Raw genomic sequence first — 13,880 nt, forward strand, 5'->3', positions numbered from 1 at the left:
GAACCGTCACATCCTTCACATAAACCATGCGTAATACAAAGTGCCAGCCAATAGGAGTAGCGAGGCGACAAAAAGACCGCTAATGCCCGACCCTGCTTTCCCTTTCGTCCGCGTTTTCTTTTGCGGCTTTTGTGCTTTGGCAACCATGCTATCTCGCAAGACTGCCAACAACTCCGCTCGCATTTCTTTCGCGGTCGCAAACTTACCGTGAAACGCCTTCAATAAAGGCTCCCGATAAGGATACAGGCTGTCACTTTTTCGTATTATATCACAGAGCAATACCGTGTGACGTGGGTCACCAAGGCTGTTTTTCCACGTCTGGGGTCCAACTGTCAGACGCACCATCATCACAGCTGTGGAGAACAGGTCATAACTTACTTCAGCCCGTCTATCACCTGCATGCCAAAAAGCTCGATCGTATTCTTCTGTAAACTGCCGAACGGCGTTGCCCAACTTGGTTACTCCACCGAAATCAATCAACCGTACCTGCTTGTCCGATTGGGTAACCATTACATTCTGCGGTTTCAAATCACCAAAAATATAGCCATGCTGGTGTAATACATCCAGACGCGCCAGTAATTGAACCATCATCACAGCTACCCAGTCGGTACCCTCTTGTTGGATATATTCATCCAATTGCAGGCCTTGAAGGTACTCCATGGCATAAAACGTACAGGCCTTCCCGTTTACAACGAGATCGTCCACGTCGCACAGGAGCGGTCCCACTTTGGAATCCCGCCCCTGCTGTGTGCTTTTCAACACATTCACTTCCATTAAAATGTCTATGCCTTCCACACCGACCTTAACCGCGCGCTGTACGCCGCCTTGGGATACCAAGTACACGGTCCCGTTTGCACCACGCCCCAACTCCCGTAAAACGTGGTACGATTTTTTGTTCCATTTGCCTGTAAAGTGCTTGGGCAGGTCGGGGGTGGCTGCCTTAAAAGACATGGTCACGCAGCATTCCGTTCGAGTCGTCCTCTTCGTCTTGATCGGTGTAACGCTCTTGCAGTGAGCGTGGGAGCTTATCCTGCTCAAACAGGGCAATTGCCTCTACGATGGCGGGTCCAGTAGGGGTAATTCCGCTCATCGCCAAATCACTCGTAATTTGATGGGCCTGCTCAACCTTCTCTGTCCACGGGATGCGGATATCGAGATGCTTTTGTTTCCCCGGAAATGAACCGACCGCCATTCTGCTTTGTCCACTCCGCGAATGCAGACTGATACTGAAATCGTGTATCGCTTGCTGAACAGCCGACAGCTTTGGTTTCATACTTCCCGAGGTATCGACCAGCATCACGACGTTCAAGCTGCTTTTTTCACCCAGCTCGTCAACCATCCCGGCAACCTGCACTCTTTTATCAGGTGCCAGCTCCTCTATACCGGAGTCGCCCAAAATCTCTTTTAATTCTTTATTGACCACTTGATGAATGGTGCGCGTCATTGCTTTTCGCGTCAGCATCTGTACCGTTTGCGCAAGCTGTTGGGGATACACGATGTCGCAGAGTCCACCGCCAGCTTCCGCAATATCCCTGATTTCCTTCTCCCCTTTTTCTCCCAGCTCACTCTTGTCGATTACGCCAATCACATTGACCGTAATCCCTTGCTCCCGTGCCAGAGCTGCCGCAGCAACGGGACTCATCCCCGAGTTGGAGCAGCCGTCTGTCACTACCAGTATTTGACGAAGTGTCGCTTCTTTCACAATAATCTCCCCATTCGATCTGTTTTTAATCCCTCTACTGTCGTTGAGGTTCCCTGTTCTGTGCAGCGACTGTACATCCGCTCACTTCGCAGGGTATTTTTAGCAACAGTATCGACGGGTAATGGGGAAAACATACTTCTAACTCACAATCCGTGGACGTTCGAGCTTCTCCATCCCATGCACAGCAATCGCAGCCCACTGTGGTACAAAGCGATCAATTCGCGCCACCAACACGGTCATGTCATCGACAATTTGTCCGGAATGCTGGCGAATGACTTTTTCCAACAGTAAATCAGCGACCTCCTGTGGATCATTCGTCTCCAGTTCACTAATGATTCGTTTCATCCACGCTTGCCTATTCTCTATATGGCGCGGCGCCTCGTAGATGCCATCGGACATCATTACGAGCAAATCTCCTGGCTTGAGCATACGAGATACGACATCCACTTCGATTTCTTCCAAAATCCCCACTGGCAGGTTGTTGGCCGTGATCGTGATGACATCTTTATTTCTTTTGACAAAGCTCGGGGTGGAGCCGATTTTTACAAAACGGGTATGAGCTGTTTGCAGATCAATCAGCGCCAAGTCCACCGTCGCGAACATTTCTTCCTTGGAGCGCAAGGCAAGAACCGAATTAACGGTTTTGATCGAAATTTTTTCGTCCATGCCAGAACGCAGAAGCTGCTGGAGCATATCGAGGGCGGACTGACTCTCTATGGATGCCCGCTCGCCATTTCCCATTCCATCGCTGATCGCCAGCGCCATTTTTCCATTACCCAAATCCATCGTGCGGAAGCTGTCACCGGATAGTAGCTGGCCGTCTTTGGCCGCACCTGCGATCCCGATATCGATCTCATACGTTTTGGCGGAAGCAAGGCACATCGTGCATGAACCATCTTTTTGCGCTTCACAATGCCGCTCGCGAACAACAATGTTTTCTCCCAAAATCTCCGTGAGCATAGGAGCTACGATCTTCGCGCATTCATCGCGGCCATAGCAAGTCGGCTGACTGATTTCGATATCGACCTTCCCTTCTTCCAAGCTGTGTATTTCTACGCGGCGAACCGACAGACCCAAGCCCTCCAATGCTTGTGAGACCTGCTTTTCCTGAAAACTCAGCTCCATTCCCTCCCGCTGTATTTCCCGGGCAAAATCGCTCATGACACGAGAGACTCCCGATAGCTGGTCAGCTACGAGCATCCGGCTTTCCTTTACCTGTTTTTTCAGTTGGTCAAACGATTGCTGGCGATCGTATTCCTGCTCCATCACAGTCATGACCTTTTCGGTTTTGACACACTTGCGCTCCCAATCACGCGGCGGTGTCACACCGGCCAAGGTACCGTGCTCGTACACTTTTTCCATTAAAAAGCGCATTCCCTCATAGGTCGATTGCGTATCTTTTTCCCAGCATTGTTCTTTTTTCCAGCATTTCTGGCAGGTAAATTCAGATACGCGAATGAGAAAGGCATCGGCCTGTTCTTCGATTTCTTCAGGAGCAGCTGTCTGGGCAAAGCTATGGGAGAGTTGCGTAAACAGGTCGGAGAATTGCTGGATTTTGCCCGCTGTCACATCGCGGACTCTACGCATGTATTCTTGATGGGATTGTAGATTCTCGGGAGTTCCGGGGATAAATCGGGCTACTTTTTTCCAAAGAGCAGCAGGGGTCAGAATGAAGAGCACAATCGCCAGAGAGGTTTCGATCAAGGAGTAGTAGAGTGTCTCTTCTGCTCCACCGTAAATCGCAAGAATAGCCGTACCAATCAATAAGCCTGCGGATACGCCCACTTTGCCGCCTTCCTTCAATAAGCCTGCCAGAAGACCGGAGAAAGCGAGCAGATTGATTTGTAAAAGCGCACTTACATTAGCCAGACTGAGGATGAGACCCGTGACCACACCAACAGCCGCGCCGATCGTGCCACCACCGACAAAAGCAAAGACGAGCAGCAAATAGCGTGTAAGTACATGCTCCATCGAAATACCTTCGACCATCCAATCCACAGTACCTGTCATCAAGGAGGCCAGTAAAATGACTAACGAAACGATCTCTTCATTTTTGAGAGGCTCATAAGGCTTCGCTAAATGAATGATCGATAAAGACTGAATGAATATGAGCGTCAGTACGAAACCAAGAATCGCTTCCACTGCGACCATTACGAGCTCGTAAGTTGTTACCTGGTTGGTCAGAACCGCAAACAACAGACGGCTGATAAAAATCGTCCCGACGACCAGCAAAGGCGTCCGTGAAAAATCTTTTTTGCGCATTTTATTCATTAGTTTGCAGGCAAACAAGGCAAGGATCACGCTCAAGGCGGTTTCCAGTCCGACTGGCACCGACTGGGTAAAAGCCCCGATAATAAGAGCCATCCCCGTGACAAGCAAACAATCTCGACGAATATAAAACATGACAATGAAATACGGTATAGCAAAGGGCGTTAGCTCTTCCACGATCAGAGCTCGTCCCAATAAGAAGCCCATGAGAATGGGGAGAACATTCCACTTCTCTATGAAGTCTGCTACTTTTTCTCCCCACGTCTGGGCAGTGGTACCCATTCGATCGGATACCTGCCGCGTCCAAGCCTGTCCGACCTGTGTTACGTTTTTGTTCGCAATCATTTCGCTCCACCCCGTTCTTGGTCAATGTGTTTCTCCATTATACGGAGGGGGCATTGTAAAATTTGTCAAAAATCCAATGATTATTCACAGAATCGTGCGACAAATTCAGTAACGCAAATGGACAAAAAAAACCGACGTTATGGCGGATAACGTCGGCTGACAGGTGATTCGCGCTTTGCGAAACGGGCTTAGGATACTGTATTCGTCAAGACTTTGAAATGACCTTCCTATTTTTACAGTCAAAGTGTGCTTTTCACAAAGAAAGAAAAGTCGTAATTTTCCGAATCACAAAGACCGACCGCGGTTCTTTTTCTCTACGCTTTTCTTCAAGGAGGACTGCCTGTCTTCACTTTCTTTCAAAAAGCGGTTCAGCTTTTCTTCAAAGCCTTCACGTCGGTCCCGCTGATAGCGGGGTGGTCGTTCCTTTACCATTGTTTTCTTGATAGAAAGCCCGATTTTGCCTTCACGGAGGCTGAGGACTTTTACCTTTACCGTGTCTCCTATCTTTAAAAATTGATGGATATCCCTGACATAGACGTCAGCAATTTCACTAATATGCACCAGTCCGGTCACATTGCCCGGCAGTTCAACAAACTCTCCGAATTTGGTGATACCCGTGACTTTCCCTTCTAGTATGCTCCCGACCTCGATCTCCATGACGTGGAATGCCTCCCTCTCGTTGAAGATCAGCTGTATATTCAATCCGGAATGATGTAGATGCTTTCGCCCTGCTTGGTAAACAAAATCCGCTTGCGCACCAGCTCTGCCAAGTACTCCTGATCGTTTAGCCGGCTTGCCTCATATGTCAGATCCTCTTGCTTATGCTGCAAGACCGCTGATTCTTGCTTCAGGGCTTCCAGCTCTGTCTCTTTCTTGGACAACTCGCCACTTTGCAAGAACAAGGTATAGCTAGTCCAGACGAAAAAGCACAGGATCACAAAGAAAAAGAGACGCATTCTCCTTCTCTGCCCTTTTCGGTTAATGGAAGAGGTTCTTGCTTCCTGCATCAGTACGCCACCTCGATTCTACTCCCGCTTTCTCTTTGAGTGAAACCAATTCTTCCAATTGGTCCAAATTCCTGTTGTTTTTCCGTACATTTTTTTCCACAAATGTTGACCCCATCTGGCAAAAGGAGAGGTGACAAAACGCGTCACTTTCCACAAAAAGCCGAGGATCGCGAGCAACACGGAATACAAAAATGCCAGCACCATGATGATCACTCGGATAAGAAAAAGCACAGGACGTACAAGCAGAGTGTCTATAATTTTTACGACCGTACGGTAAAACCACTGACAGAATTTTATCACGCGGTGCAAGAAAAGGATATACTTCTTACTACCTAATAAGAAGTACAGCCACGCGCCAAATATCATTCCAAAAAATATCGGAAACCGAATAATTCCGTCGTTCACTTTCACCAAAATCAAGAAGACAGCGCCCATACTGCCCACCCAAAAAAGGATGTCAAAGAAAAAGACCAACCAGAGTGGCAGCCTGGCCTTGCCCTTACATACATGGTACGTATCGAAGCCCATACCCATAATTGCACCACACGTCGACATGGCCAATACCGTCTGCAACTGGATGACGATATTCACTTGAATAACTTGCCGAAGAATCCTCTCGACCGATCGCCGGCCTGCCCTTGCTCCAGATAGGCCATCTCGTGAACAAGCCCCTCGATCGCTACTTCTCCGGTTTCCAGACTCAGATTTTTCATATGCAGGTTTTGGCCTCGTATGGTTAAAAAGCCGCCGTCCGTCTCCAAGAGGAATTCTTCGCTGTCAAAGCTTTCGACGTTTTTTACTCCCGATATCGCTAAGCTGCGACGATTAATCATCACGACTTCATGGCGTGGCCGTCTCGTGTGATCGTTCATGACTACTCCCTCCTCACGTACCCTTCTTGTACTATTTGTATGGGGAGGGATGTCCCGTTAGAACAAAAACGGTCAATACCGTTTTTGTTGACCGCAAACGGTCTCATTAACTCTAATGAAAAACATCGAGATGTTTTTCACAAAAAAAACCCCGTACGCATACGGGGTTTTTGCCAAACTGCTCTTACTTGTAAACGGTGTAGTTCCCGTTCACATAGATGATTTTATAACCGGTACTCTCGGTGATGGTTTTAAGAGGCAGAGTAGGAACGTTGTTTTTCAGCTGAACCGCTGCAGGCAGCGTTACATTTTTTCCATTGATGGTCGCTACGTTTGAACCGACCTTAAATTGCATGACCGTATTGCCGCTCACAACTTTTGCAGTCGTTTTGGTGTAGCTGATGGAAAACCCGAGAGCATCACGGAAAAACGTAGTTGGCATCAGCGTGTTGCCATTTACAGTATACGGTGCCACTGCGAGTCCTGTTGTTTTACCAGACTTCATAAAGGAAGCGACGTTCTGCTTGAAGCTCACGCCATTCAGAGCCACGATGGTCGCCGGACGAGAGAAGAGCAAGCCTCTCTCCTCAGAGTTGTAGACGCCAATGTTGTACACACCTGGAGTAGCCGGATTCACAATGCCAGCTGTCTCGGCGATATTGACCTGAGCTGCTGTTTTTGCCGGAATATCCTGGGCAGGAATAATAATCAGATTTTGTCCGCGCACACCAACAAAGCTAGCGGCCACACCATTCACCGTTACTGTGTTTGCTGGCAAATAGGCTGGAACACGGAAGCCAACCGGGAGTACGACTTCAATGAAGCCCTGATTGCGAACAATCGGAGCGCCCATGGCTTTGATGCCGATTGAAAGGCCAGCAGGAGTAGAGGCAGTCGCTCTCGTCAGCCCCACAGTTGCCAATGTATTATCCACCGCGACTGGTGGAGTCACTCCGCTAACTTGAAATTCTTTCGATTTGTAGGTCTTGTTGTCGATTTTGGCCGTCACGGTATAGGTTCCCGCTGTTATCGGAGTGGTCAAGTAGCCTTCGAATGCAAACTTGATGGTCGCGCGATTCGTACTACTGAATCCGTAAGGCGTGCGGAAATAAACCTTATTTCCCAACACGCTTACATTCGTCACTTGAGCACCATTGACGGTGACGCTATTGCTGGTAAGAATCGGTGGAATGGTTACCCCACTTGGGAATTCGACCTCGATTTCTGCGTTCGCCCCTAGCTTGGAGGAAAGATCCACGTCAAACGTATAGCTTGTGCGTGCTCCCGCTGAACTGTCCGACAATGAAACAGTGAATGGCGTATTGCTTGTGTTTGTAATCTCTACATCTTTTGACTTGTATTTCTTGCTGTCATATTCCACTTCATACGAATAGTACTTGTCTGGTTTGGATGGGTTTACGATCCCCGCTGAAGATGTAAACTCCAGTTTTATGTAGCTATCTCCGTCTGCGCCACTCGGAATCTCAATCCGAATCGAGTCGTTGTCGAGAATCGAGACGTAATCCGGTTTGTACCCGTTTACTTTCACATCAGATTTGCTGATGCTCTTTGGCAGCATGTCCTTAGAGGGAAAATTGACATAAATGTATTTGCCCTCTTTCAGCTTGCTCTTCGAGGAGAGATTAAATTTTCCGATTGTTAAGGAGATGGCATCCTCGGCATTTTTACTGCTGTGGGAAGCCTCGAAGTCGCCCTTGCTGCTGCTGCTACTGCTACTGCTGCTGCTGCTGCTTGAAGACTTGGTGATCGAAATCTTATCTCCCTTGTAGCTGGTCTCTGCACTTGTTTTTACTTCGATTTCGTAACTACCCTTGTCTTCCGGGTTGGTGATATTATCAATAGTCAGTGTGAGTACAGTACCTTTTTTGATCTTTTCATCGACTTCGACCTCAACCACATTTTTGCTTACGTATACGTTTTCGATTGAAATCTTGTTTTTATCGTCATCTTTTAGCGTGACATCCGATGTTTTCAATTTTTTATCCACCGAATATTCGGATGGGAACCTAACGAAAATACTGTCACCCGATGATAGGTCCTTATTGATTTCAAACTCAATCGTATATTCTGTTTCCTCATCCACACCTGTATCGTCTGCAGAAACATCCTCAATAGAGAGAGCATAAGCCGCTTTTGGCTCAAGCATCAGTGGACTTGCCAATACCGCGGTGGCCAACAGCACCGAGATCCCTTTGTTTACGCTTTTGTTCATCGGTAACGCCTCCTTCTCTACATTTCCCTACTATGATAGAAAATGTTCGGCAGGAAAGGGTTACAGACTGGTAACGAATGATTTTACCCATAGTTTGGAAAAGTCGATCCACCCAAACGAATCAACCGCAATTCCTTGCAAGGCGGGATGGTAGTGATCAATGCGTTTCGTATGGTACAGAAAAAGTAACCACACCTCATCTCTAAGTGTATCCTCCATCTTTTCCAAAGCCCGCATACGGTCTCTACTGCCTTGCAGCTGAAGAATTTCTGACACCCGCTCCTCAACAATCGCCAGCCTGTCATCATCTAAAAACTGGTGAATCATCGAGCATTTGTTTTTGTAAATCTCAATTAGTCCCAGCTCGATATCTCGCTGCAAGACTTCCCCCATCATAGCCATTTCAGCATGTTGTTCGGCATAACACGAAAAGAATTGGTCTTTCGTGATAGGCTTCAATTCGAGTCGAATGCCAATCTGCTGACATCTTCTCTGAAACCACTCAGCTTCTTCCCAGACTTTTTTCACGTCACTGAAACATAGAAATACAGGCTCCCCCTGATATGCGCTTTTTTTCATCCATTCTGCTGATTCTTCTATGGTATGCGCGGCAAATTGCATACGTTGGCTTCTCTCTGGTAAAAAGCTTCCGGCAGGTGTAAACGTGTCTTTTTTCAAATCTCGTATCATTTGTACCGGGTCCATCAAAAGCTTGATTGCCTGGCGAAAAGCGAAGTCGTGCTGAATACCGGATTTTCGAAAGTTAAAGTTCAGATAATGGCAGCCTACCTCTTGAACCTCCAAGTAATTACTCTCCTCTTCAGTGGCTTCTTCATCAGCCAGCGAGAGTTGATACCGTTGCTTAGAAGAACAAGATCCCGGAACTCGCCAAATTTCTACCCGATCCAGAATCGCCCTCTCCCGATAATAGTCGTCGAACGCTGCCAATATCATCCGATCCTTTGTAAATTCGACCATCCGAAACGGCCCTGTCCCTACAATCGCAGACTCCGAAAAAGGCACATCATGCGGCAAGATTGACATCCCGATGCAAGATACCAAATGCAAGAAAAAACCGTTCGGCTTTTGTAGATGAAAAGTAATCGCACCGTCATTTCGCTGTTCGATCCAATCGATATCATTCACTTGCCAACGATACGGAGAATCCAGCTCAATCAGCCGCTGAACGGTATAGGCTACGTCTTCTCCTGTCAGTACACGACCGTGGTGAAATCGAACTCCTTTTCGTAAATAAAAGGTCCAAGCAGTCATATCTAGATTGCTTTCCCAAGCATAGGCTAGCTGGGGCTTAAAATCTTGTGTAGCCAAATCGAAAATGACGAGCGTATGGCAAATTTGCTGGATAAAATGACTCTCCGCCGCTACTGCTACGAATGCGGGGTCGATGGTTGAAAAAGCTCGTTCACGTGGAATACGTAAAATCTCCTGTCGCCTCTTATCGTTCTCTTCTGCGACAAATCCGAATTGACTGTCCCACGTTTCCTGCAAAAGCCGCTTCGCACCCACAGGTAAATTTTTATGATGCAAAAGCTCCACTGCTTCCCCAACGTTCCCGTCTATCAATAGCTTCTGAAAGTAACTGATCAAAAAGTCAGTGATATCGCAGAGAATCGTGAGTGTAGAATGATTTCCCCGTCCTACCCCTGCCTTCCATAGAAGAAGACCCTCACTCTCCCATTTGCGCAAAATCAATTTCACATTGCGGGGCGTACAGCACAGAAGCTGTGACAACTCCTGTATGCCGATCTTTTGTTCGCGCCCCTTCTCCCATTCGGATAGCCCGAGTAGCATCTGCATAAAGTGCTCATTGCTTTTCATAAGGTATCTCATTCCTTAAAAGGTGAAATTCATAGAGGAATATTACCCTTTTTCTTCTCCTTTTCATAGCTACAATTGGAAAAAAAGGAGGTCATCCCCATGAGCTTTTCTCACCTGCATCCCAACATCCGTATTCGCATCGTGACTTCCTTTCTGACACGTCTAGTGGGAAACATGATCTTCCCGTTTATGGCCATCTACTTTTCTGCCAAGCTCGGTCCAGCTATAACAGGGCTCTTGTTAGTCCTGGCCGTATGTGCACAAATCTTGATGGGCTTCTACGGCGGCTACTTGGCTGATCGGTGGGGCAGAAAAAAAGTGATGGTATACGGACAATGGATTCAATGCTTGGGCCTCTTCATCATGATGGCAGCGAACTCCCCGTGGCTCGATTCTGCTTTGCTCACGTTTGCCATGATGCTCGTCCAGAATGCGAGTAACGGAATGATCAACCCCGCCGCAGATGCGATGCTCATCGATGTCAGTACGAAAGAAAACCGAACGTATATGTACGGAATCAACTACTGGTCCAACAACTTATCAATTGCGCTAGGTTCCGTAGTGGGAGGACTCTTGTTTGCTACCCATCGTTTCGAACTGCTCCTCGCGCTTACCGCTATCAGTTTTTTCACACTTGTGATCATTTCCTTATGCCTCAAGGAATCGTACCAGCCGAAACCAATGAACCCTGTTGGAACGGGGACAGGTATCTTACAGGATATGGTCGCAAGCTACAAGCTAGTAATGACTGACCGTCGTTTCATCCTCTTTTCACTAAGCGGCATGCTCATCTTTGCACCAGAATTTCAAACGCCTAACTACATCGCTGTCAGGCTTGCTCAGGAGTTTACCCCGCAGAGCTTTAGCTTGTTTGACTGGTTTTCTGTTGAACTGACTGGCATCAAAATATTCAGCCTGATCCAGCTCGAAAATACGCTACTCGTGGTATTGTTCTCCCTTGCCGTCACCAAGCTCATCGGGCATTTGAAGGAAGCTCCTGCCTTGTATATAAGTGGGCTGATGTATATTGCCGGGTACTCGCTGATCATGTATAGCAACTCCCTTATTGTTATCCTGGTCGCGGTGCTTATAAGCACGTTGGGCGAGCTGATTCACGCTCCCATCCGCCAAACCTATCTGGCGCAAATTGTAAAAGATGATTTGCGTAGCTCCTACATGGCAGTGAATGGACTCGTTGTGCCCGGCGCACGGATATTAGGGGCAGTCGGTATCACTTTGGGAGCTGTTCTCCCTTCCTATCTAATGGCACTCCTCATCTTTTCGCTGGGGATCGTAGGCGTTATCCTCACCAGCTCGGTCGTGTTGCAAATGGATTCCAACGAACGATTACTTCCTCACGCAAAAGAAGCTGCCCGATGACACAAGCAGCTTCTTCTTTAGTAATGTCAATGTTTACTGGTTCGACAGGCTCTCCAGAATGGCATCGCCTTTCTCGCCAATTTTCACAATAGCGTATTTGGCATTCCGCTCCACATCTAGTCCGGTTCCTTCTGGGACAAAATAGCTTTCTATGCCGTATTCCACTCGGTTGCTACCGATTGTGTTTCCATTTATCACAACATCCGATGGCTGAGGCTCGTAGGTACGATTCCATTGACCATCGATTTCATAAAAGCCACTGTAGCTGTACAAGCCGTTAGCTTGTTGGCGGAGTACGACGCGAATCTTGTCACCAGATTCAATATCTTCTTGGTCCAGCGTAGAAATGGTGTAGCCAAGTATGACGTAATCACCTTGCAGCAGCGAACGCGGATCAATTGGGACCAGTTCCAGCTTCACCGTTTTTCCTTTAGCCAGGATCGTCTCACTGCTCCATACTTGATAGCCGATCAAAACAAATTGCAGCAAAATGACAGGAAGCAACACAAGCGCTTTTCTCGCAAAATTGGAAGGCTCGCTTTTCGGATACTCAATCTTCGACCTTCGATCCCACCAAAGGGTAGCGATGAAAAACACCAAGCTGAGCAGAAGCAGGCTCAGTGACTTGTGCAGCAAGCTCCATAGCATGTCGTAGTACTTCATGAGGAGAAAAGCAAACCAGAAACCGAGCACAATTCCGAATCTCACCCGATTTTGCTGATGCAATGTCCGGTACAACAAATACGTGCTGAATAGGAAAAAGGCCAAATTCACTACCACATTTCCGGCAAGCGATTGAGAGTACTCCTCTGTCAGGATCAAAAGCGAGAGTAAGGCGTACACCAACGAGCTGTTTTGCAAAACGACTGGCAATCGCTTCACGTAATGCATCGCTAGCTGCGTAGCAAATAGGATCAGCAGTACATACTCAAAGGAGGGCAGATACTCATCCAGCTTGGTAGCCAACACGCTTAAAAAGGTCAGCTGTGTTAACAGCCTCGCCGGAATGGCAGGGACGGACATCCACACGTATACAAGCACCAACAGGAAGATAATCCAGTAAGCTCCCTCTAAAAAGAGAACAGAACCGACACCCAGCATATACCCCATCGTGAGCAGTGTATAGCGCACTGTTGCATTCATAGCACGAATAAACAGCACGGGACCTAAAAAACCGATTAAGGAAAGGAAAAACAGAAAATCAATAACCGTTTCATCTTCCATGATCAGAAAAAGCAGACCTGTTAACGAAATGGCTCCAATGGATGCGGCAATGGTCGTGACGAGAATCGTGAATGCCTCTTGGAAAAACACAACCCATTTGCTTTTTTGATGCGCAGATTCCTTGCGCAACCAATTAATCCCTGCAACTGCTCCCCAAACGATGAGTACGGTCAGCAGCAGCATCAAAACAAAGAAGCCCTCTGAGAAATACATCACCATATAGGATATGAATTTAACGAGTACAAACAGCGAGAGCAGCGAGGCCGTCACAATCAGAAACCCACGACTTGGTACCCATTTTAAAAACGTGACAAACAGGATCCCGCCCGTCAGGATATATAACAGCTCTGGGAGCGGACCATACACTTCGGTGAAGGATGAACCGAAAAGACTGACGGAAAACGTTAGAAACGATAAGTAGTAGATCGGCTTGGAATGCAATTTCCCCGTAGAGGTTAGCCAGAACAAGATGATATTTCCCAAGGCAATCAACCAATACATCATGAACCACCACACGTCCTCACGGGTGACGTGGATGACAGACGGATCGAGGAAGAAATAAATAGCCAAATGACCGAGAACATAGCTAGTGACATAGAATGGCTGATAGCGCGTGAAAATCGCAAACAGCAAATTCGGAATGAACCATACGACGAACAACATATAACTGTCCGCATGAGAATTGTATATTTGCCCCAACAATGCCACACTGATGCCAAAAGCCAAGCTTCCAGCCACCAGCAGCCAGTTACTCAAAAACGAATGCCGTTTGAAGAAACTGAGTCCATAGGATAACAAATAAAAAAGAACGAGGATCGCCACACTGACGCCGATCTTTTGCTCCCTGACCATAAGCGGCCAGTTCGAGGCAAAAAAGTATAGGATAGATGATAACAGTAGCGAAATGGCCAAAAAGTAACCCGTTTTAACGCCGTTTTGTTGCATGCAGCTCACATCCCTTCGGAAATGCCAACAGGTACTCTCATTATATCCTTTGACTGGAAAAAAAG

11 protein-coding genes are annotated in these 13,880 nt (G+C 47.4%); 1 reads left to right on the top strand and 10 read right to left on the bottom strand.

All coding sequences use genetic code 11. The features are described from left to right. Positions 1-15 precede the first annotated feature (15 nt). The 9 genes from ACFYU8_RS27310 to ACFYU8_RS27350 form a co-directional block, all read right to left on the bottom strand. A complete protein-coding gene (locus tag ACFYU8_RS27310) occupies positions 16-951 on the bottom strand; it encodes a serine/threonine protein kinase (RefSeq protein ID WP_390305766.1) in 936 nt (311 codons plus the stop codon). Next, the gene (locus ACFYU8_RS27315; protein WP_142067473.1) at positions 941-1,702 is read right to left on the bottom strand and encodes a vWA domain-containing protein; all 762 of its coding nucleotides are present in this window, start codon (positions 1,700-1,702) and stop codon (positions 941-943) included. The genes ACFYU8_RS27310 and ACFYU8_RS27315 overlap by 11 nt, the downstream gene beginning before the upstream one ends. A gap of 138 nt (positions 1,703-1,840) precedes the next feature. Next, complete coding sequence (spoIIE, locus tag ACFYU8_RS27320) at positions 1,841-4,315, bottom strand: stage II sporulation protein E (protein ID WP_390305768.1); 2,475 nt, start codon at positions 4,313-4,315, stop codon at positions 1,841-1,843. Between the two features lie 285 nt (positions 4,316-4,600). Then, the gene (locus ACFYU8_RS27325; protein WP_390305770.1) at positions 4,601-4,972 is read right to left on the bottom strand and encodes a S1 RNA-binding domain-containing protein; all 372 of its coding nucleotides are present in this window, start codon (positions 4,970-4,972) and stop codon (positions 4,601-4,603) included. 41 nt (positions 4,973-5,013) lie between these two features. Then, positions 5,014-5,322, bottom strand: a complete 309-nt coding sequence (locus ACFYU8_RS27330) for an FtsB family cell division protein (RefSeq protein ID WP_390305772.1) — start codon at positions 5,320-5,322, stop codon at positions 5,014-5,016. Positions 5,323-5,340: 18 nt separating this feature from the next. Continuing rightward, positions 5,341-5,913, bottom strand: coding sequence for a spore cortex biosynthesis protein YabQ (yabQ, locus tag ACFYU8_RS27335; RefSeq protein WP_390305775.1), 573 nt, complete (start codon positions 5,911-5,913; stop codon positions 5,341-5,343). After that, positions 5,910-6,194, bottom strand: a complete 285-nt coding sequence (gene yabP / locus ACFYU8_RS27340; RefSeq protein WP_007726414.1) for a sporulation protein YabP — start codon at positions 6,192-6,194, stop codon at positions 5,910-5,912. The genes yabQ and yabP overlap by 4 nt, the downstream gene beginning before the upstream one ends. A 184-nt stretch (positions 6,195-6,378) precedes the next feature. Continuing rightward, a complete protein-coding gene (locus ACFYU8_RS27345) occupies positions 6,379-8,427 on the bottom strand; it encodes a copper amine oxidase N-terminal domain-containing protein (protein ID WP_390305777.1) in 2,049 nt (682 codons plus the stop codon). A gap of 60 nt (positions 8,428-8,487) precedes the next feature. Continuing rightward, entirely contained in the window at positions 8,488-10,266 is a 1,779-nt protein-coding gene (locus ACFYU8_RS27350) for an SgrR family transcriptional regulator (protein WP_390305779.1), read from the bottom strand. A 99-nt stretch (positions 10,267-10,365) separates the two neighbouring features. On the opposite strand from ACFYU8_RS27350, the gene ACFYU8_RS27355 reads away from it, so the two are divergent. Then, entirely contained in the window at positions 10,366-11,646 is a 1,281-nt protein-coding gene (locus tag ACFYU8_RS27355) for an MDR family MFS transporter (protein WP_390305781.1), read from the top strand. A 33-nt stretch (positions 11,647-11,679) separates the two neighbouring features. Here ACFYU8_RS27355 and ACFYU8_RS27360 read toward each other — a convergent pair whose 3' ends face one another. Continuing rightward, positions 11,680-13,815 carry a GDYXXLXY domain-containing protein gene (locus ACFYU8_RS27360; protein ID WP_390305783.1) on the bottom strand — a complete coding sequence of 712 codons (2,136 nt, stop codon included), beginning with the start codon at positions 13,813-13,815 and terminating at the stop codon, positions 11,680-11,682. Between the last annotated feature and the right edge of the window lie 65 nt (positions 13,816-13,880).

The sequence above is a fragment of the Brevibacillus sp. NPDC003359 genome, assembly GCF_042878995.1.
In the GTDB taxonomy this organism is placed as follows: domain Bacteria; phylum Bacillota; class Bacilli; order Brevibacillales; family Brevibacillaceae; genus Brevibacillus.